Here is a 22,195-nt window from a genome sequence, read left to right on the forward strand (position 1 = left end):
TGGGGCCCCACCACTTGGTGGGGCCCCAACACGTGCACCCACCAAATGGTGGGGCCCTAAACACACACCCCGCACATAAACCAAACACACACACAGCTGTTTTTGCGCCGTTCAAAGACGAATGAAGTAGCTTCAAGGTGTAACTGTGGCTCACAGGTGATCGTGTAATCGCGCAGCGACAGTTGGAAACATGTTTGAATTGGTCACCTTGGCACAAGTGGATCGGTATTGGCATGCCCACCAGAATACGCACACTTAGAAAGTGGGCTAGGCACAGGCTTCAATCGGTATTTGCAGCGACGCTAGCGACAAATCCATCCGAAATATGGCACCAAAGTCCCACATTAGCATGTGAAGAACCTTTAAAAAGTGGCGACACGCCTGTGATGTTAAGCGAATGCTGGATAACGTTTGACGCGGGGGGGGTGCATATACGATGTTTCATGCATGCTAATCACATCAGGACAGTTGCGTCCATTTAGGAGATTAAAAAATGAAGCGAATTCTAGCTGTTGCCGGCGCTGCCGTACTTGGCGCCGGTGTTGCTTTCGCGCCTGCACTTGCAGCTGACGATGCCGCCCTTAGCGCGGCGGAGGCCGATGTCGCTTGGTTCTGCACTGTAGAAGCCGAGTCCTATGACATGGCCAAGTGCGCGGATGCTGAGGCTGCTCTAAAGGCTTTGCAGGCAGAGGAGCAGGCCCCCGCTGAGGAGGACAAAGAGGATGCTGCTCCTTCCGGTGATTTCTGGAAGAATGAGATTGCTGATAAGGAGCTCGACGAGCAGTACTTCTGTGCAGAAGGCACCGAATACTTTGATCACATTAAGTGCGGTCAGACTCGCGGCGAAATCAAGGATGCGAAGATCAAGGACGCCGAGCTGGACGTCACCTGGTTCTGTGCTGAAGGCACCGAGTACTACGACATGGCCAAGTGCGCGGAGGCCACCGATCGTCTGAACACGCTCCGTCCGACCACGCCGGACACCTCCGCAACCGAGAAGGCGCCGGAGGCTTCTGAGGACGCTACCGATGCTTCGCAGACCGAGAAGGCCAGCGAGACCACCACTGTTGCTTCGGAGAAGGCCAGCGAGACCAAGGCTGCTGCTGGTGAGAAGAAGCTTGCTAAGACTGGCGCTTCCGTCGCCCTGCTCGGTGGCGTAGCAGCTGCGCTTGCAGGCGGTGGCGCACTCCTCGTAACGAGGCGTCGCTCTCTCTAGCAACTAGTTCAACTCTGCCAAGCGGAGACTAACCAGAACTATGAGTTCGGCCGGGTGCTTTTGCACCCGGCCAAACTCATATATAAACCCAAACCAATCTACTTGCTCACACTGGCCCGATTACACAAAAGCCCCTGGAATCATAGGATATTTAGGGCGATAGGACATCTCGCACTCATGAGCGCCTAATTAGTGTGCGTAACAGTATTAACAAGCTCATTAGTCGTGGCGTAATGGTCACGTTTTGTGACCCGCATGGGAGAGCATTTAAGGCTCGTGCACCTTCGGCGCATAGGCTGTAAAGACTGGGTGATTTTCGTGTTTCATGAATCTCGATAGCGCGGTAGCTCACCAAAATGTGCTCTCAAAGTATCCCTATTAGGCGGTATTATGAAGGTTGCATAATCCTGAGGTAGGAGACGTGCCAGCCGAGGACATGGCTGCGGAAGACAAGAGGAATAATGAGCGAAAACCAGCGCGGCAGAGACCGAAACTTCGACAACAGGCAGTGGCGCGGAGGGCGCGAGAATAATTTTGGCAATAGAGGACGACGCTTCGAAAATAGGAGCGAGGGCGGCCGACGTAGATTCGACGGCGAACGGTCGGATTTTGGAAACCGTGGCGGGCGGTTCGGCCGTGACGACAACGGAGAAGGCCGACGAGATCGGAATTTTGACCGCAATGATCGCGGTTTCCGCAGGGATGATCGCGGCCCACGCCAGTTTAATCGTGACGAGCGTGGCGGAAGGCGCTTCGACAACGATCGCGGATACCGCCGTGATGATACTCGCCGTCGTTTTGACTCCGATGATCGAGGAGGACGACGTTTTGAGCGCGGCGATCGCGACTTCCGCCGCAACGACCGTGGAGGCCGACGCTTTGAGAATGAAGAGCGCCCGCGTCGACGTTTTGACCGTGACGATCGTAGCTTCTCGGGCGACGGGCGTTCGGACCGCAGATTTGGACGCGGCGAACGCGACTTTGGCGGACGTGGGCGTGATTACCGGCGCGATGACCGTGGAGGGCGCCAGTTTAACCGTGAAGATCGCCCGGGCCGCAGGTTTGACCACCATGATAGGCGCGAACGTGACTTTGACCGTAAGAACCCGGGTGGTCGCAGGTTTGACAGGGACGATCGCGGTTCCCGCTTCAACCGTGATGGCGGCGGACGTCGGAATTTCGATTCCGACAGGTACCACAATGAGCGGCCTAATCGGTTTGAAGACCAGTACGATGCGGCAGCCGCAGCCTACGACAAATTCGATGACGAGTTTGCAGAGCGTATCAACCAGATTCAGGGATTGCCGATTCCGGAGGGCTTGGAGGGACAGGAGCTCGATGCTGCAGCGTACGAGACCCTCGCAACTCTAGGTGCACACAGCCAGGAAGAGGTTGCAAAGCTTCTCGTCATGGCCGGTCAGCTGATTGATATGGATCCGGAGCGTGCCTACACGTACGCCCAGGCGGCGGTTGGCCGTGCTGGCCGCGTCGATATTGTGCGCGAGGCCGCCGCTCTCACCGCTTATGCTACGGAGCGCTACCAGGAGGCTCTGCGTGAAGTGCGGGCTGTGCGTCGTATGCGTAACGATTTTTCGCTCCGCGCAGTTGAGGCAGATTGTGAGCGCGGCCTTGGAAAACCAGAAAAGGCACTTGAGCTCATTGATGAAACCGATCTTTCCCAGCTTGACGTTGCAGAGCAGGTTGAGCTGGTTCTTGTAGCCGCTGGAGCTCGCTCCGATTTGGGGGAGACCGACACCGCACTGGTGCTTGTCGAAGATGCTCTGGCTAAGCTCGGCCCAGACGGCGACGATGAACTTCGAAACCGTTTGATGAGTGCACAGGCTGACCACTTGCGTTCTCTTGGTCGCGACGGCGAAGCTGACGAAGTCGAGGCTTCAATGCCGGCCCTGCCTGAGGACAACGACATTCTTGACCTTAAGATGTTGGCGGAATCCGATGTGGATGACGTGCGCTCTGATCTGAAGGGCTCCGATGAGCCGCTTTCACAGCGCTACGACACTCTCCTGCTTGACCTTGATGGAGTTTGCTACCACGGTAGTCAGCCCGTTGCGCACGCTGCGCAGAGTGTTTCGCAGGCTGTGAATTCGGGCATGAAGCACGCGTTTGTAACGAACAACTCCTCGCGCTCGCCAAAAGCTGTCGCCGCTCAGCTGGCTGATCTGGGTTTCCCGGCGGAGCCTGAGGATGTCATGACTTCCGCGATGGACGCGGTGAAGCTAATGGGTGAAGACCTCGAACCGGGGGCAAAAGTACTCGTAATCGGTGGCGAAGGCTTGCGCGAAGCTGTCACGAATGGTGGATTTGAGATCGTAGAGTCCGCCGATGACAACCCGGATGCCGTAGTACAGGGGCTTGATAAGAGCCTGGGATGGGCAGAGCTGTCTGAAGCTGCGTATGCGGTTACTAACGGCGCCGCGTACTATGCCACCAACATGGACGGGTCACTCCCAACCGAGCGTGGTTTTGCTCTAGGCAACGGCGCTCTTGTGCGCGCCGTGCGCTACGCGAGTGGTAAGAAGCCCAAGGTTTCGGGCAAACCGTTGCCCGCTATTTTCCGCGGCGCTATTGAGATGGTTGGGGGAGAGCATGCTATCGCCATTGGCGACAGGCTGGAGACCGATGTTGCTGGAGCGCTTTCAGCTTCGATCCCGTCGATGCACGTGCTGACTGGCGTTCATGACGCACGCTCGGTAATCCTCGCGGATCGCGGTCTTCGTCCCCAGCTCGTACACACAGATATGCGCGGCCTGAATGAGCCGCATCCTCGTCCCCGTCACCACCGTGACGGCACCTGGAGCTGTGGCGTCGGTCAGATCGCAAAGGTCGTGGCAGGCAGGCTGACTCTCGATGGCGTAGCGCTTCTGGAAGACGGCGCCACCGTCACGCTCGACTCCTACCGGGCCCTCATTGCGGCTGCTTGGGAGTACGCGCGGGAAAACGATTCGAAGGTTTTTTGCCCGTCGATCACCGTTGTGGATAACGATGATCCTGCAGGAATCTTGAAGCCCGTTGAACCCGAGGTGGAAGAGCCTGCAGTAGCAGAATCGACAGATCTGGACGATATGCCCGCCTCGGATGTAAGCGATGAGGAGCTTGCGCAGGTGGATGTGGAATCCGTTGCGGCATTCCTTCCCGGTGAGGAAGACCTGGAGGAGCTACTTGAAGAGACTCGTCATCTTGCTGAAGAGGACGAGGAATCACAGGAGTCTGAGTGAATCTGGAGCAGTGGGAGGAAGACTGGGAGCAGGCTGACAACCTGCCTCTATCCCAGCGTCTTGCGAAGCTGAAGCAAGCTGAGGCGGAGTTGTCTGCCCAGCTTGAGGGCGGGACCGAGCAGTGGCACGCCTAAGACGTATCGATGCGGAGATGGTGCGACGTTCGCTCGCACCATCTCGCTCGAAGGCGCAAGAACTGATCCATGCTGGTTTTGTGAAGCTGGATGGGGAGGTTGTCACCAAGCCCGCCAGGCAGATGGATCCGGCGCAGGCGTTGATTGTGGATGAAAGTTCCTCGCCAGATTACGCGTCTAGAGGTGCGTATAAGCTTGCGGGTGCGCTTGAGATTCTCGGTGATCTTGCTCCTGTGATCCGCGGTCAGCGTTGCCTGGATGCGGGAGCGTCGACCGGCGGTTTTACAGACGTACTACTACGCGCGGGTGCCTCGAAGGTGGTAGCCGTTGATGTGGGTTACGGGCAGCTGATATGGCGCCTGCAGTCCGATCCGCGCGTTGAGGTTAAAGACCGGACGAACGTTCGCTATTTGTTGCCTGAAGAAGTGGCGCCACCACCAACGGTTGTGGTATCGGATCTTTCTTTCATTTCTCTAACTTTGGTGCTTCCAGCTTTGAAAGGCGTTGCGCATCCACAGGCTGATTTCTTGTTGATGGTGAAACCGCAGTTTGAGGTGGGCAAGGATAAGCTAGGGGCAAAAGGCGTGGTTCGGGATCCGGAACTGCATCATTTTGCTGTCCGCCAAGTCTTAGACAAAGCCGGTGAGTTAGGCCTGAAGGCTTACGGTTTGGCGGCTAGTCCTCTTCCCGGCCCCGCTGGAAATGTTGAATATTTTGTGGCGTTGAAGTCGGAGCATCCAGCCGCAATTGGTCAGGCGGATCTGGATGATCGGATTGCACAGGCGATCGCCGACGGACCGGCCGGCAACCACCTAAGTTAGGAGCCTTAATGCGCTCGATCATGATGATCGTGAACGAGAAGCGTGAAGACGCGGCCAAACTGGCATCCCAGGTACAGGTAGCGCTGGAGGAACGCGAAATCGCTGTTGTGGGTGCGGAGTCTGACCGGGATGTCGAACTTGTCCTCGTGTTCGGTGGTGATGGCACTATCTTGTGGTCGGCGCAGGCAGCACGCGAGCGGTCCATCCCGCTTTTGGGCGTGAATCTCGGGCATATGGGATTCTTGGCCGAGGCCGAGGTTAGTTCGTTGGAGTCGCTGGTAGATCGAGTGGCTGCGGCCGACTATGCGGTGGAAGAGCGCATGACGCTAGAACTTGACGTGCAGATGCCTGACGGTAGCGTGCAACATGATTGGGCGATTAATGAGGCGGCAATCATGCGTACCGATCTGGCGCATCCGGCACACTTTGGTATCGGCGTGGATGGGCAGGGGGTTTCCACGTACGGGGCGGACGGGATCATTTTGTCCACTCCTACGGGATCTACAGCGTACTCGTATTCGGCGGGCGGGCCGGTAGTGTGGCCAGATACCGAGGCCGTGCTGATGGTTCCGTTGGCCGCTCACGGCTTGTTTACGAGGCCTTTGGTTGTTGGCCCAAACTCAGAGCTTGAGGTTTCAATCTTGAAGCAACAGTGGGCAGATATTGAGGTTTGGTGCGATGGTATCCGCCGCATCACCGCCCCCGCAGGTACTCGAATCCTGTGCCGGCCCTCCAAAGTTCCGGTGAAGCTCGCTCGTCTATCGGATACCCCGTTCTCGGCTCGTTTGGTAGCTAAGTTTGACCTTCCGGTCTCGGGTTGGCGGCGACTGGGGTTGGAGGAGTCTTGATCGAAGAGCTCCACATTGAGAACCTGGGTGTTCTCGAATCAGCGCACGTAGAGTTTTCACCTGGGCTAACGGTGCTTACAGGCGAGACGGGGGCTGGCAAGACGATGGTTTTGTGGTCGCTTCAGCTGCTACTTGGGCAGAGGGCAGATTCATCTAAGATCCGGGCCGGCCAGTCGCAAGCAGTGGTTGATGGCGTGTTCACCATAGATCCGAATGTGCTAGATGAGTTTGACCTTGAAAGTGAAACAGTTGTGGTTTCACGAAAGGTGTCGCAGTCACGCTCGCGGGCATATTTGGATCGGCGCCCCGCCCCGGTGTCGCTACTTGAAGATCTTGCTTCCAATCTGGCGGTTATTCACGGCCAGTCCGATCAGATCGAGTTGCGTTCCCCGCGCGCACAGCGCGAGTTCTTAGACAAGTTTGGAGGAGCAAGCCACGCTGATCTGGTTCAGCACTATACGGACGCCTGGAACCAGGCGGTAAATGCTAAGCGCGCCCTCGATGAGTTTGCGCGAGGTCTTGACGAGGCTGAAGCGGAGAATGCGCAGTTGCGCCCGGTGGTGCAAAAGGTCCGTTCCCTTGACCTAGTTGAGGGCGAGGATGAGGCTCTGCGCCTTGAAGCTGAGCGCATTACGAACGTGGAGGAGCTGCGTAGCGGCCTCGCGCTCGCATATCGCGCACTTGTTGGGGAAGACGGTGCGGGATCTGTGGATGCTGTTGGATTGGCTGCCGGCCAGGTAGCAAAGCTCGAGGGGCTTGACCCAAAGCTTGCGGAACTCTCTCGGCGTTTGAATGCGCAACTGGTTGAGTTAGAAACGGTCCGCGACGACCTCGCCGAGTATTTGGAGGGATTAAACGCCGATCCGTCTCGTTTGGAATATGTACATCAGCGTCGCCGCGCCATAACTTCTCTTCTGCGTGGCCGTGCTCTTGATATTCCAGCGCTGCTCAAGTGGACCGATGAGGCCGAGGCTAGGCTTGGTGACCTGGAGCGGCGCGATGATCTTATGACTGAGCTCCAGGGTGAACTCACAAATGCGCAAGGGCAGGTAATTGAGGTTGGCCGCAAACTCTCTAATGAACGGCACAAGTTAGCACACAGGCTTTCGAAGCTGGTGGATACAGAGCTAGCGGGCCTATCGATGAAAGATGCGCGTCTACTCGTAGAGTTTAAAGAGCGTGAAAAACCGGGTCCGAATGGTATTGAGGATGTTGAGATGCTTCTGCAGGCGCACCCCGACGCGAATCCGGCGCCGCTAGGAAATGGAGCATCCGGCGGTGAATTATCGCGCGTGATGTTGGCGTTGGAGGTGGTGCTGGCTGAGCACAGCGAGGCATCCGCAACGAACTTAACCTACGTCTTTGACGAGGTAGATGCAGGCGTTGGTGGCCGCGCAGCGCGTGAGGTAGGGAAGCGGTTGGCCCGGCTAGCTCGTGATCGGCAGGTGCTGGTGGTGACCCATTTGGCGCAGGTAGCGGCATGGGCGGATAGCCACTTGCTCATCACAAAGTCGGGCGCCACTACCGAAGTGAACCGCCTCACAGAAGAGGAGCGGATTGTGGAACTTGCGCGCATGCTTTCAGGGTCGGAATCGTCACAAACGGCGCGCGCGCATGCCGCTGAGCTACGTTCGCAGGTAAAGGTGGCACAATCAAGAGTGTGAAGCGTTTTTTCAAGAAAGCTAAGAACCAGGTTGAGTTACCGGGCGAAGGCTTAAGAGTGCGCGTGGACGAGCGCACGAAGAAGCTGGCGCGCCGCTTGGAAGAGGGCGAGATCGCGGTTATCGACCACGAGGATATTGACCGCGTTGCGGCCGAGTCTTTGGTGGCCGCGAAACCGGTGGCCGTGCTGAATGCAGCGAAGTCAACCACGGGTCGCTATCCCAACTTGGGGCCGTCGATCCTGCTTGAGTCTGGAATCATTTTGATTGATGATCTTGGTCCGGACATCATGACCCTTCACGAGGGGCAGGCGGTGAGTATTGATGGAGATTCAGTATTCGCTGGAGATAAGCTCGTGGCGCAGGGTATTCGTCAAACCACAGAGACGAATGAGCAGGCGATGGCGCTTGCGCGAGATGGAATGTCGAGCCAGATTGAGGCGTTCGCAGCTAACACTATGGAGTATCTGGCGCGTGAACGAGACCTGTTGCTCAACGCGGTTGGTATTCCCGATGTTAAGACGAAGTTCAAGGGCCGCCATATGTTGGTGGTTGTGCGCGGCTACCACTACAAGGAAGACCTTGCTCTTTTGAAGGCATACATCCGCGACTACCGGCCCGTTCTAGTTGGCGTTGACGGCGGTGCGGATGCGATTTTAGAGTCCGGGTTCAAGCCGGACATGATCATTGGCGACATGGATTCGGTGTCTGATAAGGCATTAACGTGTGGCGCTGAGATCGTGGTGCACGCATATCGTGATGGAAGGGCCCCGGGATTGGAGCGCGTGGAACGCGTTGGCGTTGAACACGTGGTGTTTCCCGCAACGGGCACGTCAGAGGATGCGGCTATGCTCCTCGGCGATGCTAAGGGGGCAAGTCTGATCGTAACTCTCGGCACGCATACGACGCTGGTGGAGTTCTTGGATAAGGGTCGTTCCGGTATGGCTTCCACGTTCTTTACGCGTTTGGTTGTGGGGCCAAAGTTGGTGGACGCGAAGGGTGTGTCAAGGATTTATCGCACGCGAATCTCTTCGTTCCAGTTGTTTATGCTTTCAGCTGCGGGCATTTTAGCTTTGATTGTTGCGCTTGCGGTTACACCCGCGGGGCAAACTTTTTTGCAGATTATGGCAGTGTATTTTTCTGACGTCGTTGACGTCTTGCGCGGCTGGCTTGGTTTGGCGCCGGGTGCGCCCCTTACGTGAGTGGAGGAACATTGGTCGATTTTAGGTACCATTTGGTTTCACTGATTTCAGTATTTTTAGCGCTTGCGGTTGGAGTGGTGCTCGGCGCGGGCCCATTGCAGGGGCCAATTGCATCTGGGCTTACCAGCCAGGTCGAGGTCTTGCGCGAGTCGCAGGCGCGCACGTCCGTGGAGATCGAGCGTTTGCGCACTGATGTTGCGGATCGTAATGCGTGGATTGAGCAGTCGGTGCATCAGGTTTTGCCCGGTACGCTGAAGGACCGCAAGGTCGCGATTGTATATACGGAGGACGCGGCCGCTGAGGATATTGACGGAATCGCCAAGTACATTGATGTTGCTGGCGGTGTGGTAAACCAGCGAGTCGTGCTCACGAATGCGTGGTATTCGGAGGATATGTCGCAGTTCCGTGATTCGTTGGCAGGTCCGGTTGCTACGCACTTGTCGGGCGAGGTGTCGGCGGAGGCACCCGCCGCAGACATCTTGTCTCAGGCACTCCTGGAGATTATTACGAAGACGAACGATGAGACGAAGTTGTTGCGTGAAATCTTGGCTGATGCCGATAACGCGTTGCTTTCGTTCGAAGCCGATCAGGTTGTGTCAGACTCGATTATTTTTGTAGGTCCCCGCCCGGTGGGAGAAGATGCGACAACGGCTGCCACACAGGAAACGGACAATGAGACCAACCAGGAGGACAGCGAGGCAGATAGTTCGGACTCGCAGATGCTGGTTGCAGTTGCGGGTATGGTTGCCAAGGCGCCTTCCGCTGGTGTTGTGGTTGGTGACGCTTCGGCTTCGGATTCCTTGATTTCGCTAGTGCGCGGCCAGGCAGTGGCTGTGACTTCGGTTGACTCGGTGGGTACCTCCATGGGACATGCCTCTACCGTGATTGCGTTGCTGAGCGCAGATCGCACGGCTCGCGCATTTGGAACAGCCTCTACAGCAACCGATCTTGTACCGCCTCTACCGCAGGCCAAGACCGAGGCTACGCAACCGAGCGAGACGGAGGCAACGGCTGGTGAATAGTAGGTCTGCTATCGCTTTTGCAGGTGGTGTGGGAGCGGCGGCACTGACGGCAATAATCACAAATGTGATTCGCACCGCGCCGTCTTTGCAACGTACAAATCATGCGGGCGAGCAGGTTAGTCTTTCGGAAGGCGTAGGAGCGGCCACAGCTTTGATTGGTTCTGCCGTGGCGCGGCGTGACTTTGCAGCCGCCGCTGCTCTGGCTGCTACCGCTAATGCGGGCCTCGCTGATGACATTGAGGATTTGCGTGAGGACGCCCCAAAAGCGAAGGGACTAGCTGGCCACTTTGAAGCATTAAGGCGTGGCGAGGTAACCACCGGCGCGGTAAAGGTAGCAGCTATTGGTTCTTCTGCTGCCGGCTACGCGCTGGTCCACTGCAATCGCTATGATCGCGGATTTTACGACTGGTTGATTGACTCGATCATTGTGGCGGGGTCTGCCAACATCGCAAACCTGTTTGATTTGCGTCCAGGTAGGGCACTCAAAGCTGCAGCTGTCTGCTCTCTGATAGCGTCTTCCAGCCGCGTCAGTCCGCGCTCGTTTGGTGCAACCCTTGGCACCATAGCCGGAAGCGCCCCCTCTGATCTGGCGGGTAAAACCATGCTTGGTGACGTGGGTGCAAATACGCTTGGCTTGCAGGTAGGTATGCTCGCGATAGTTCCGTCTTCTCGCGGCTTTAGAACGACAATGGCCGCGCTTACGCTCGGGGTAATTGGGGCAGGCGAAGTGGTGTCTTTTTCGAAGTTGATTGAAAGTTCGAAGGTGCTTTCAACACTCGATGAGTTGGGCGTGAAATCTAAGTAGATGAAGGCATCGGGCGGGCTGGTAAGACTGCGAGGCGTCCTCACCGGCGCCGTGGGCATAATCGCAATTGCGACCTTGTCCTCACGGCTTATCGGGTTCTTGCGATGGCTCATGCAGTCCGCCCTGGTGGGATCTGGAGCTACCGCAGGAGCCTACGCTTCTGCTAATCAGATTCCAAACATTATTTTCGAGATAGTGGTGGGCGGAGCGCTTGCGGGCATAACGGTGCCTCTACTGTCTGCGCCCCTTGCGAAAGGGCGCGCGCAATATGCTAATCGCGTAGCTTCTGCACTGTTGTCATGGGTTACCTTGATACTTGCTGTGGTGGCAGCGGTTGTGTTTCTTGCCGCCCCGTGGATTGCGCAGGCGCTTCCCGTGCCAGCGGATGCCATCGTATCCGACCAGCAGGCATTGGTGACCCGCTTCTTACAGATTTTTGCGTGGCAAATCCCGCTGTACGGGGTATCTATCGTGCTGACGGGTGTGTTGCAGTCACATAAGAAGTTCTTCTGGCCGGCCATAGCGCCGGCGTTGTCTTCCTTGACCGTGGTTGCGTCGTTCGTTGGCTATGCGCTTTTGAACCCGGCGCGTGACCAAGCTCCTCCCCAAACGGCTGTTGAGGTGCTGGGTTGGGGGACAACCCTGGGGGTGGCGGCACTGTCGTTGCCGTTGTTCATTCCTGCCCGTAGAGCAGGATTCCGCTTTCGCCCCACTCTGCGCCTTGGGGCCGATGAGCGTCGTCGTGCGGTAGGTTTGGGAGCCTCCGGCCTGGGCGCATTGGTGGCGCAGCAGTTTGCTGTGGTCGTCTCGCTTTGGCTTATGCGTTTCTACGGTGCTTCAGGAACGGTAGCGGTGTTTCAGTACCTGCAGGCGGTCTACTGGTTGCCCTATGCCGTAGCGGTCTATCCGGTTGCAACCGCGGCATTCCCCCTCCTTTCCGAGCAGGGAGAGAGCGGATGCACGGATCAGTTCAAAGTTACGTCCGCGAGGGCGATGCAAAAAGTTTTGATTGCGGCCTTGCTCGGCTCTGCTTTGTTGGTCATCATGGCGCCGGTGGCACAGGCTTTCTTCGAGCTACTCACGCCCGTTCCGGGGATGGCTTCCGCTCTTACGATTATGGCTCCAGCCCTAATCGGATTTTCTTTGCTGTTCTACGGCCAACGCGCGCTTTATGCGCTTTCACATCCGCGGCTAGCCTGGCTGGTGGCGGCCGCGGGGTGGGTAACGGTCGCGGCGGCACAAGCCGCATTAGTTGCAGTATCTGTGCGAGCCGAGGGTGATGGCGTTGCAACGCTACGCGCAATCGCGGGTGGACATTCAGTGGGGATGACAGTAGCGGCGATCGGAGTGCTCGTATCGATTCACAAGGTGACGGATGGCTACGGCGCGCGCGATATGCTGGTTGTAGTCGCACGTTCGCTAGTTCCGTTGGGGTTAACAACTGCGCTTGGAACATTGGCGACGACGCATATTTCCGCTCTAGGTGAAGGCTTGGGGCACGTGCTGGCGGTAATCGCAGCCGGCTTCGTGGGGCTAACGATCCTCGCGGGAGTGGTGTACACACTTGGAAAGAAGTCGGTGCTGGCCGGCTTACTGCAATCCATGGAAGACGAAGACAGCTAGGAGGTTGTCATGATAGCCGATCGTAGGGATACAAGGCCGGTTCACTCGCACGAACGCGTGTGGACGGGTGCGGTGTTCGACATGGATGAGGACCGCGTTGAAGTAACTGAGGGCAACGTGGTGACGCGACACTACGTGGCACATACCGGGGCAGTAGCTGTTGTGGCTCTTCGTGAGGGGGCCCAGGACCTCGAGGTCGCCCTGGTTGACCAGTACCGCCACCCGGTGCAGGCGACTTTATGGGAGATCCCTGCTGGCTTGCTTGATATTGAAGGCGAGGAGCCGGTGGATGCTGCTAAACGTGAGCTGTTTGAAGAGGCTGATCTCGAGGCAGATACCTGGCACACTCTGGTTGACTATTTCACTTCGCCGGGAGGTACCACGGAGGGGCTGCGTATTTTCTTGGCGCGCGACGTTAGGGAAGTGCCCGCAGGGAAGCGGTTTGAACGAACTGATGAAGAGGCCACAATGCAACTGCGTTGGGTTCCTATGCGTGAGGCGGTGGCTGCCATTCATGACGGAAGGTTGCACAATCCCTCAGCGGTGGTGGGGATCTTGGCGGCGCAGTCGGCGCGGGCGCAAGGCTGGAGCTGTCTGCGTCCCGCGGACGCTCCGTGGCTGAGGTCGCCGTTCAGCCGCAAGCAACGCGACTAGGCGCGTAGCTCGCTATTGAAGCAAAAATAAAGTGGGCGGTTAGCCGTTTTGCGGCTAACCGCCCACTTTTTAGTTGATTAGTTTTCGTTGCAGGTGCACCAGTCAGAGTCGGCAACCATTGCCTTAACCTCATCTACGTGCTGTCCGCAACCGGTCCAAGTGGTCTTGCCACACTTTGCGCAACGAATTGGGCTACACATGCCATGCTCCTAAGCTCGGGGACCGCGTCCTGATGGACTCGTCCTTTTCAGACTCTTCTTTGGAGTCATCAAAATCATATCAGAAATACCCCCATAGGTATATGGCCGTCTAGCGGTGCTGACTATGGCGGCTTATCCTCTCGTTGCCGAGCTTTGTCTTCGCTTGTTTTCGGTGTGATCTCGGGTGCAGACGCGACATTCGAGCTATTACGTAATGAAGATGTTGCTTAAAGAAGGTAGACTTGCAAAAGTCGGTTATGAGAAGTGTTGCCGACGTGTGAATACGGCCATGAAGGGAGGGCGCCTTGGCAGAACCAGTAGATCAGGGGACGCGCGAACTCGTCCTCGACCTCATAGTTGAAAAAGGCCCGGTAACAGCATCGGTTATCGCTAAAATTCTAGGGCTTACAACCGCTGCGGTTCGCCGTCATATCACCACTTTGGAGCAGTCCGGTGAGATAGCTGAACGCGAGCAGCCGCAGTCGACGAAGCGCTCGCGGGGCCGTCCGGCTCGCCATTACATTGCCACGGACGTTGCTCACGAACGCTTGCATGATAGCTATTCAGAAATTGCGACGAGGGCTATGTCATACCTCGCGCAAACAGCTGGAGTGGAAGCAATCGAGAACTTTGCCGCAGTTCGTTCGCGCGAAATTGAACGCAAGTATGCACCCGTGGTTCGCGCTGCGGGTCGTGATCCGAGGGCGCGCGCGGTGGCGCTTGCAGACGCCCTTACTCAGGATGGCTATGCGGCCAGCGTGCGCGACGTTGGGGGAGGTAACTTTGCTATCCAGCTGTGCCAGGGGCACTGTCCGATCCTGGAGGTAGCGGAAGATTTTCCGCAGCTATGCGAGGCGGAGACACAGGCGATTGGGCGCCTGCTAGACGTACACGTGCAGCGACTTGCCACTTTGGCGGGGGGCGAGCACGTGTGTACAACGCACATTCCAGTGGCGGCGCTGACCAGAAGAAACGGCTGGCGCCACGGTGGAGATCGAGCGCACGAGCGTTCGAACTAGGAAGGAACTAATGACCACTACAACGAAAGTTGAACGAGGTGAAGACAAGCCGCGCACCGATGACGAGATCATCGACTCGATTGGTGCGTACCAGTACGGCTGGCGCGACACTGACGTGTATGGCGCTGACGTGGAGCGTGGCTTAACTGAAGCCCTTGTTCGTCATATTTCGAGCATTAAGGAAGAACCCGAGTGGATGCTTGAGCGTAGGCTCAAGGGATTCAAGGCGTGGGAACGTAAACCCATTCCTAAGTGGGGTCCAAACCTCGATGACATCGATTTCGATTCGTTTAAGTACTACGTTCGCCCGTCCGATCGTCCGGTGAGCTCGTGGGATGACCTACCGCCCGAGATAAAAGAAACTTACGAGCGTCTCGGTATTCCAGACGCGGAGCGTAAGCGTTTGATCGCAGGTGTAGCAGCCCAGTACGAGTCCGAGGTTGTGTACCAGCAGATCCAGGAGGACTTGGAGAAGCAGGGCGTTATCTTCCTCGATACCGATACGGGTTTGAAAGAACACCCGGAGCTGTTCGAGCGTTTCTTCGGTAAGGCCGTTCCGGCTGGCGATAACAAGTTCGCTGCGTTGAATACCGCCGCGTGGTCTGGCGGCTCCTTCATCTACGTACCTCCGGGCGTGCACGTGGAGATTCCGCTCCAGGCTTACTTCCGTATCAATACTGAAGCTATGGGCCAGTTTGAGCGAACGCTAATTATTGCGGATGAGGGCTCTTACGTTCACTACGTCGAGGGCTGTACTGCGCCGATTTACGACACCAACTCGCTTCACGCGGCAATCGTGGAGATCTTCGTCTTGAAGGATGCGCGCGTTCGCTACACCACCATTCAGAACTGGTCTAACAACGTTTTGAACCTTGTGACTCAGCGTGCTGTCGTTGAAGAGGGCGGAACTATGGAGTGGATCGATGGCAACATCGGTTCCGCTGTAACCATGAAGTACCCGGCCTGCTACCTCATGGGTGAGCACGCTCGTGGTGAGACACTCTCTATCGGTTTTGCGGGCGAAGGTCAACACCAGGAGACGGGCGCAAAAATGCATCACATGGCGCCCTACACCTCTTCAACAGTGGTTGCGAAGTCCGTTGCCCGTAACGGTGGCCGCGCGTCTTACCGCGGTCTCGTTGAGATCGATGAGAAGGCGCACCACTCGAAGTCGAACGTCCTTTGTGACGCCCTCCTCGTTGATAAGGAGTCTCGTACCGACACGTACCCGTACGTTGACGTTCGTAACGACGACGTAGAAATGGGCCACGAGGCAACTGTGACGAAGGTTTCAGAGGATCAGTTGTTCTACCTGATGTCGCGTGGGCTAGAAGAAAACGAAGCTATGGCGATGATCGTCCGCGGATTTGTGGAGCCGATTGCGCGCGAACTTCCGATGGAATACGCGCTTGAACTTAACCGCCTTATTGAACTACAGATGGAAGGATCGGTGGGCTAAATGTCGAACGCAATGGCTAGGGCCCATTCACATGGCGCGGGCACCCAGGCGACTTACTCGTCGCGAGCGGACCGCCCCAGCTCCTTCAACCCGGCTGATATTCCGGTTCCAAACGGGCGTGAAGAGGATTGGCGTTTTACGCCTATAAAGCGCATCCAGGCGCTTTTTGATGAGTCTGGCTACGCCGAGGCGGACCTTCCGGTTTCCGTGACCGCTCCGAGCGAGGTTTCGGTGAGCGTTGTGGATGCTAAGGATTTCGATCTCGATAAGATCTTGGCTCCCGGCGATCGCACCGCGGTTGTGTCGTGGGTCCTTGCGAACTCGGTAAACCTCATTGAGATTCCGAAGGGTAAGGCTCTTTCGGAGCCCGTGTTCATCAATGTCTCAAGCGATGATGAAACGCCCCGCAGTCAGCGTATCTACGTTCGCGCTAACGAAGCTAGTGAGGCCGTGGTAGTAATCAACCACAAGGGTAAGGGAAAGCTGAACCAGACCGTGGAGATCGATGCGGCTGACGCGGCAAAGCTAACGGTGGTTTCCCTTCAAGAGTGGGATGACACCGCGACTCACGCGTCGAACCATCGCATGCGGGCGGGGCGCGACACGCAGTTGCGTCACGTGGTCGTCACGCTCGGAGGCGACCTGGTTCGTCTGAGCGCAGATACTGAGTTCGCGTCTCCGCGCGGCAATATTGAAATGCTCGGCCTGTACTTCGTTGATGCTGGCCAGCATTTGGAACATCGCCCGTTCATCGCGCATACGCAGCCGCATTGCTACTCTCGCGTTACTTACAAGGGTGCGCTTCAAGGCAAGGATGCGCAATCTGTTTGGGTGGGTGACTGTCTGATTGGCGCAAACGCTGACGGAACGGACACTTACGAGCTGAACCGCAACCTCGTGCTTTCCGAGGGGGCACGTGCAGATTCCGTGCCAAACCTTGAAATTGAAAATGGTGAGATTGAGGGTGCGGGTCACGCGTCTGCGACGGGCCGTTTTGATGACGAGCAGCTGTTCTACCTGATGGCCCGCGGCATCTCTGAACGGGACGCGCGTCGCCTCGTGGTACTAGGATTCTTCGGCGAGCTGGTAAACCAGATTGGCGTACCATCCGTCCAGGAACACCTTATGGAAACCATCGAGGCCGAGCTGGAAAAGGGCGGCTCGATGGACAAGCTGGTGTCGCGATGAGCTTCCAAGTTGCATGCCCCGCAGACCTAGAAACGGGCCAGGCTCGCATGGTCGAACTGACGAATGAGGCGGGAGAGGAGCTCCCGATCGCGATCATTCGTGACACGGTAGGCGACTGGTACGCGATTGACGATACGTGCCCCCACGCGGACGTGTCTTTGTCCGAGGGAGACATTTCGCAAGCCTGTGTGGAATGTTGGGCACACAGCGCTGAAATCAACTTAAAGACGGGGGAGGCCACGCTACCTGTGACCGAAACTGTGCGTACTTATCCCGTGAAGCTTGAAGGCCAGAACGTTCTGGTTGATCTGGAAGTAGAGTAAGGAAAACTTAAATGACTACCCTTGAAATCAAGGATCTGCACGTCAGCGTAGATACCGGCGAGGAAATGAAGCACATCCTCAAGGGCGTAAACCTGACTATCAATTCTGGCGAGAAGCACGCAATCATGGGGCCGAACGGTTCTGGTAAGTCCACGCTCGCGTATGCGCTCGCGGGCCACCCGAAGTACCAGATTGATTCCGGTGAGGCCCTGCTTGATGGCGTGAATATTTTGGAGATGGATCCGCACGAGCGTGCCCAGGCTGGTCTGTTCCTCGCGATGCAGTATCCGGTTGAAGTGCCGGGTGTGACCGTGTCGAACTTCCTGCGCACCGCTAAGACCGCCATTGATGGTGAGGCTCCAAAGGTTCGCTCTTGGGTGAAGGAACTTAAGGAAGCTACGGATAACTTCCGTATGGATCCGGCGTTCACGGAGCGTGAGGTAAACGTAGGTTTTTCGGGCGGCGAGAAGAAGCGTCTGGAGATTTTGCAGATGGAAATGCTGAATCCGAAGATGGCTATCTTGGACGAGACGGACTCTGGCCTAGATATTGATGCTCTGCGTATTGTGTCTGAAGGTGTGAACCGCGTGGCCGACAAGTCGAACCTCGGCGTTCTACTGATCACGCACTACACGCGAATCCTGCGCTACATCAAACCGGATTTTGTGCACGTGTTTGTGAATGGTCACATTGTTGACGAGGGCGGTCCGGAGCTTGCTGACCGTCTTGAAGAAGAAGGTTACGACCGTTACCTGAACAACTAGTCCGGAGATTTTGATGACAACTGATCGGCTTGCCAAAGCGCTTTCTGCCCAGGAAGTGGAGCATCTGCGCACGCAGTTTCCTATTCTTGGACGCATTGGACGCGATGGTAAGCCGATCATTTATCTCGATTCTTCGGCTACATCGCAAAAGCCCGTTAGAGTGATCGAGGCTGAAGCTGAGTTTTACCGTTTGCATAACGCGGCGGTAAACCGGGGCACGCACATGCTGGGCGATGAATCAACGGGAGCGTTTGAGGCTGCGCGCGAAACGGTTGCGAACTTTGTTGGGGCTGACGCCCGTGAGATTGTCTGGACGAAAAACGCAACTGAGGCTATCAACCTTGTGGCTTACGCGATGTCTAACGTAGCCGCCGGTATGGGAGGAACTCAGGCGCAGCGCTTCCGGGTTGGGCCCGGTGACAAAATCGTTGCCACACGCGCCGAGCACCATGCGAATCTGCTCCCTTGGCAAGAGCTCGCAGCCCGCACGGGTGCCGAGTTCGCGTTCCTCGACCTGCTTCCAGATGGTCGCATTGACCTTGAAACGTTGAACGTAATAGATGAGCGCACCAAACTGGTTGCTTTTACTCACGCATCAAACGTGACAGGCGCGGTGTCGCCGGTAGAACAGATCGTGGCCGCAGCGCGCAACGCGGGTGCCCTCGTTCTGCTTGATACGTGCCAGTCATCAGCGCACATGCCCATAAACGTGCGCGAACTAGGTGTTGACTTCGCCGTGTTCTCTTCGCACAAGATGCTTGGGCCAACCGGTGTAGGTGCACTTTGGGGGCGCTACGAGTTGCTTGAGGCGATGCCTCCGGTACTGGTGGGCGGTTCTGTCATTGCGAACGTGACGATGGAAAAATCGATCTATTTGCCTCCGCCAAACCGTTTTGAAGCCGGCTCGCAGCCGGTGGCTCAAGCGGTGGGTTGGGCGGCTGCGCTCGACTTCCTGAGCGAGGTAGGCATGGATCGGATTGCGGCGCATGAGGAGCAAATCACAGCTGCTCTACTTGATGTGGTTAAAAACGCCGACGGCGTGCAACTACTCGGACCAGCAGATACTAAGAATCGTCTAGCGGTGGTGGCGTTCGCCGTGGAAGGCGTGCATCCGCACGATGTGGGCCAATACCTCGATTCGGAGTCCGTTGCCGTGCGCGTGGGACACCACTGCGCGATCCCTCTGCATAAGTTTTTTGGGGTGCGCTCATCGAATCGCGCTTCGGCGGCATTAACAACTACGCTGGATGAGGTGCACCGGTTCGGTGAAGCCTTGTCGCGAGTTCGTGGTTTTTTTGGAGGAGTGTAAGTGTCAAGCTTGGAGACGTTGTATCAGCAGGTCATCCTCGATCATTCACGCAGGCGTGTTGGTGAGGGGGAGATTCCTGAGGACGTAGATGGAGAGTCCTACCAGGTTAATCCCACCTGCGGTGACGAGATCACGCTCGGCGTTCACGTGAAGGATGGCGAACTCGTTGACTACACCTGGGCAGGTGATGGGTGCTCGATTTCACAGGCCTCAATTTCGGTGATGGCAGAGCTAATCAACGGAAAGTCGATTGCGGAAATCTCGCAGCTGTACAAGGATTTTGAAACCATGATGCATTCGCGCGGAAAGGGCGTTCCTGACGAGCTCCTTGATCGTTTAGAGGACGGCGCCGCGTTTGAGGGCACCGCTAAGTTTCCAAACCGCATCAAGTGCTCACTGCTGGGCTGGTACGCGTTGAAAGACGCGCTGGTGAAGGCAGGAGTCGCATTGGAGGATCAACAATGAGTAATCCCATGGCTAATCCCGAGCCCGTGGAACAGCGCTTCCAGGAGGTCGTACCTGAGGAGGCCGCCGCTACGGTGGATCACGAGAGCCTCGGACAACTTACCGCGCAGGAAGTTGAAGACTGCCTACGTGACGTTATTGACCCTGAACTTGGTATCAACATCGTTGACCTGGGCCTGCTATACGGCATCATGATTGACGAAAATGATCACGTGAATATTGACATGACGCTAACATCCGCCGGCTGTCCGCTTACGGATGTGATTGAGAACCAAGTGCGCATGATGCTGAATGGTGTTGCAAGTGGCGTTACCTTGAACTGGGTGTGGCTGCCACCATGGGGGCCGGACCGTATTACTGAGGACGGTCGCGAACAGCTACGCGCAATCGGCTTCAACGTGTAGTTCTTGCTACGTATGGTTTTGGCTCCGCAAATGCGGAGCCAAAACCAATTGGTAAGAGTTATTTGCCGCCACGCTCTATCATGAGTCGATCTTTCACAACTCTGCGCATGATCTTTCCGATCTGGGAGTGTGGAAGTTCAGAGACTATTGCCAAAGAGCGGGGGAGGGCGTAGTGGGATATTTTCTTTTCTGCCCAGGCGCGTACGTCCTCTAGCGTGATGTTTTCAACGCCCTCATCTAGCACGAGGGCCGCAGTAACCTCTTCGCCGCCTGGAACGGGCATGCCAACGATGGCTACGTCTTTAACTCCGGGCATGGAGCGAATCGCCTCCTCGACTTGCGTGGGGTAGACATTGAAGCCGCCGGACAGGATTAGCTCTTTGCGCCTATCTGCAAGGTAAATGAACCCGTCGTCCACCATGCCTATATCGCCGGTGCGGAAGAACCCATCTTTTGTGAATGCCTGCGCGTTCTCTTCGTCCGCATCCAGGTAGCCGGAAAACACTTGTGGGCCTTTCACGAGGATCTCGCCCGGCTCTCCCTCAGCTGGTTCAACATCGGGGTCGTTGAGGTCTCCCAGACGCATTTGCGTGGAGGGGAAGGGAAGGCCTAGAGCGCCGCGGCGGCGTTGGCTAGTCATGGGGGAACCACACATTGTGGGCGAGGTCTCGGTCATTCCGTACCCCTCGATAATGTACCCGCCAGTGGATTTCTCCCAGCGCTCAGCAACATCGGCCGGTAGCGGCATGGCGCCGCTGATTGCGTAGCGGATCGAAGAAATGTCGATCTTCTTTTCGCGTGCACGCTTTTCAATCCGGTCGAACATGGGCGGAACGCCAACAAAAAACGTCACCGGCGTTCGCGAGTGAGCGGCCAGAGCCATATCAACGTCGAACTTGGGGAGCATGATCTGGCAGGCTCCGTACTTCACCGCGCAAACCAGGAAGAAGCAAAGTCCGAACGAGTGGAAGTAGGGTAGCAACGAGAAGAAGTTCTCAGCGCCCTCGTGCAACCTGTAAACCCACGACAGGTTCTGGTTTGCGTTTGACCCGATGTTCTTGTGGGTCAAAGGAACCGATTTTGGTACGCCGTTAGTTCCTCCCGTGTGCAAGATTGCCGCTATGTCAGAGCCGATTGCATGCGGCGTTGACGGGTCAATTGGGCTGGCTGCACGCACCTTGTCATCCCAGGATAGGGTGCCGGCCGGAGCTGCTAAGCGCATCTGATCGCGAGCTTTGCGGGCCGGGGCGATGGGAAGCGCCAGCATCGTCTTCTTAGTAACCGGCATGTACCGAGTGATGTCGACGGTAAAAACAGTTTGGAGCTGGTGGCCGGGGCCAAAGGCAAACTTGGAGACTGACTTTTCCCACACCACGGCCACTTTGCCGCGGTGTCGTTTAATCTGCTGTTCAATCTCTGATATTGGGGCGAGCGGATTGTGTTCAGCAGCAATCGCTCCAATGCGCATGAGGGCGTAGAAGACGATCACGTGTTGTGGACAGTTTGGTAGCGCGATAGAAACGGCGTCTCCTCTGCGGACTCCCGCGAGGCGAAGGACGTTTGCAGCGCGATCAACTTCGGTCTTTAGCTGACTGTAGGTAAGTTCCTGCCCGAAGTACTGGGTTGCGGGTCGATTTGGGTAGAAGCGTGCCGTTTCTTCTAGCACCTGGTAGAGGGAGGTTTCTGGCTCCGCGATCTCGTAAGGCACGCCTTTTTCGTAGTGCGAGCGCGCCATCTCGGTGATGGTCGACATGATTCTCCTAAAGGAACTATGCTCTTATCTTACGCTAGCGTAAGTTATTGCCCCTCGCATAATTTATCGCGTCTAGATCACCTTTGTGT

General features: G+C 56.7%; 21 protein-coding genes. 19 read left to right on the top strand and 2 right to left on the bottom strand.

Going from position 1 to position 22,195, the window contains the following annotated elements; genetic code table 11:
* The first annotated feature begins 493 nt into the window (after positions 1-493).
* The 11 genes from HMPREF2854_RS04570 to HMPREF2854_RS04615 all read left to right on the top strand — a co-directional run bounded on the left by HMPREF2854_RS04570 (position 494) and on the right by HMPREF2854_RS04615 (position 13,222).
* Entirely contained in the window at positions 494-1,216 is a 723-nt protein-coding gene (locus HMPREF2854_RS04570) for a hypothetical protein (protein ID WP_070619727.1), read from the top strand.
* Between the two features lie 461 nt (positions 1,217-1,677).
* A complete protein-coding gene (locus tag HMPREF2854_RS04575; RefSeq protein WP_261666659.1) occupies positions 1,678-4,452 on the top strand; it encodes an HAD-IIA family hydrolase in 2,775 nt (924 codons plus the stop codon).
* Positions 4,449-4,586 carry a hypothetical protein gene (locus HMPREF2854_RS08735; RefSeq protein ID WP_186822487.1) on the top strand — a complete coding sequence of 46 codons (138 nt, stop codon included), beginning with the start codon at positions 4,449-4,451 and terminating at the stop codon, positions 4,584-4,586. Before HMPREF2854_RS04575 ends, HMPREF2854_RS08735 begins: the two co-directional genes overlap by 4 nt.
* Positions 4,574-5,407, top strand: a complete 834-nt coding sequence (locus tag HMPREF2854_RS04580) for a TlyA family RNA methyltransferase (protein ID WP_083309390.1) — start codon at positions 4,574-4,576, stop codon at positions 5,405-5,407. The genes HMPREF2854_RS08735 and HMPREF2854_RS04580 overlap by 13 nt, the downstream gene beginning before the upstream one ends.
* Before the next feature lie 8 nt (positions 5,408-5,415).
* Positions 5,416-6,255 (top strand): NAD kinase, encoded by an 840-nt coding sequence (locus tag HMPREF2854_RS04585; protein ID WP_034510418.1) that lies wholly within the window; start codon positions 5,416-5,418, stop codon positions 6,253-6,255.
* Positions 6,252-7,919, top strand: a complete 1,668-nt coding sequence (gene recN / locus HMPREF2854_RS04590; protein ID WP_070619730.1) for a DNA repair protein RecN — start codon at positions 6,252-6,254, stop codon at positions 7,917-7,919. The genes HMPREF2854_RS04585 and recN overlap by 4 nt, the downstream gene beginning before the upstream one ends.
* Positions 7,916-9,118 carry a putative cytokinetic ring protein SteA gene (steA, locus tag HMPREF2854_RS04595; RefSeq protein ID WP_070619732.1) on the top strand — a complete coding sequence of 401 codons (1,203 nt, stop codon included), beginning with the start codon at positions 7,916-7,918 and terminating at the stop codon, positions 9,116-9,118. Before recN ends, steA begins: the two co-directional genes overlap by 4 nt.
* 11 nt (positions 9,119-9,129) lie before the next feature.
* Complete coding sequence (locus tag HMPREF2854_RS04600; RefSeq protein WP_070619735.1) at positions 9,130-10,140, top strand: copper transporter; 1,011 nt, start codon at positions 9,130-9,132, stop codon at positions 10,138-10,140.
* The gene (locus tag HMPREF2854_RS04605) at positions 10,133-10,945 is read left to right on the top strand and encodes a hypothetical protein (RefSeq protein WP_070619738.1); all 813 of its coding nucleotides are present in this window, start codon (positions 10,133-10,135) and stop codon (positions 10,943-10,945) included. The genes HMPREF2854_RS04600 and HMPREF2854_RS04605 overlap by 8 nt, the downstream gene beginning before the upstream one ends.
* Positions 10,946-12,568, top strand: coding sequence for a murein biosynthesis integral membrane protein MurJ (gene murJ / locus HMPREF2854_RS04610; RefSeq protein ID WP_070619741.1), 1,623 nt, complete (start codon positions 10,946-10,948; stop codon positions 12,566-12,568).
* 9 nt (positions 12,569-12,577) lie between these two features.
* Complete coding sequence (locus tag HMPREF2854_RS04615) at positions 12,578-13,222, top strand: NUDIX domain-containing protein (RefSeq protein ID WP_070619744.1); 645 nt, start codon at positions 12,578-12,580, stop codon at positions 13,220-13,222.
* Between the two features lie 77 nt (positions 13,223-13,299).
* Here the strand turns inward: HMPREF2854_RS04615 and HMPREF2854_RS08825 are convergent, their stop codons facing one another.
* Positions 13,300-13,422 carry a hypothetical protein gene (locus tag HMPREF2854_RS08825; protein ID WP_261666660.1) on the bottom strand — a complete coding sequence of 41 codons (123 nt, stop codon included), beginning with the start codon at positions 13,420-13,422 and terminating at the stop codon, positions 13,300-13,302.
* A 305-nt stretch (positions 13,423-13,727) separates the two neighbouring features.
* On the opposite strand from HMPREF2854_RS08825, the gene HMPREF2854_RS04620 reads away from it, so the two are divergent.
* The 8 genes from HMPREF2854_RS04620 to HMPREF2854_RS04655 are packed head-to-tail and all read left to right on the top strand — an operon-like array spanning position 13,728 to position 20,353.
* Complete coding sequence (locus tag HMPREF2854_RS04620) at positions 13,728-14,441, top strand: helix-turn-helix transcriptional regulator (RefSeq protein ID WP_070619747.1); 714 nt, start codon at positions 13,728-13,730, stop codon at positions 14,439-14,441.
* A 10-nt stretch (positions 14,442-14,451) separates the two neighbouring features.
* Positions 14,452-15,900 carry a Fe-S cluster assembly protein SufB gene (gene sufB / locus HMPREF2854_RS04625; protein ID WP_070619750.1) on the top strand — a complete coding sequence of 483 codons (1,449 nt, stop codon included), beginning with the start codon at positions 14,452-14,454 and terminating at the stop codon, positions 15,898-15,900.
* Positions 15,901-17,088 (top strand): Fe-S cluster assembly protein SufD, encoded by a 1,188-nt coding sequence (gene sufD / locus HMPREF2854_RS04630; protein WP_070619753.1) that lies wholly within the window; start codon positions 15,901-15,903, stop codon positions 17,086-17,088.
* Positions 17,085-17,411, top strand: coding sequence for a Rieske (2Fe-2S) protein (locus tag HMPREF2854_RS04635; protein ID WP_070619756.1), 327 nt, complete (start codon positions 17,085-17,087; stop codon positions 17,409-17,411). The genes sufD and HMPREF2854_RS04635 overlap by 4 nt, the downstream gene beginning before the upstream one ends.
* An 11-nt stretch (positions 17,412-17,422) precedes the next feature.
* A complete protein-coding gene (gene sufC, locus HMPREF2854_RS04640) occupies positions 17,423-18,175 on the top strand; it encodes a Fe-S cluster assembly ATPase SufC (protein WP_034510392.1) in 753 nt (250 codons plus the stop codon).
* 13 nt (positions 18,176-18,188) lie between these two features.
* Positions 18,189-19,484: an aminotransferase class V-fold PLP-dependent enzyme gene (locus HMPREF2854_RS04645; protein WP_070619759.1), complete on the top strand. Its 1,296-nt coding sequence runs from the start codon at positions 18,189-18,191 to the stop codon at positions 19,482-19,484.
* A complete protein-coding gene (gene sufU / locus HMPREF2854_RS04650) occupies positions 19,485-19,949 on the top strand; it encodes a Fe-S cluster assembly sulfur transfer protein SufU (protein WP_070619762.1) in 465 nt (154 codons plus the stop codon).
* A complete protein-coding gene (locus tag HMPREF2854_RS04655) occupies positions 19,946-20,353 on the top strand; it encodes a metal-sulfur cluster assembly factor (RefSeq protein WP_070619765.1) in 408 nt (135 codons plus the stop codon). The genes sufU and HMPREF2854_RS04655 overlap by 4 nt, the downstream gene beginning before the upstream one ends.
* 58 nt (positions 20,354-20,411) lie before the next feature.
* Here HMPREF2854_RS04655 and HMPREF2854_RS04660 read toward each other — a convergent pair whose 3' ends face one another.
* Positions 20,412-22,106, bottom strand: coding sequence for an AMP-binding protein (locus HMPREF2854_RS04660; protein ID WP_070619768.1), 1,695 nt, complete (start codon positions 22,104-22,106; stop codon positions 20,412-20,414).
* Positions 22,107-22,195: the final 89 nt, after the last annotated feature.

Origin of the sequence: Actinomyces sp. HMSC075B09 (assembly GCF_001812395.1) — a bacterium.
Classification (GTDB): Bacteria; Actinomycetota; Actinomycetes; order Actinomycetales; family Actinomycetaceae; genus Gleimia; species Gleimia europaea.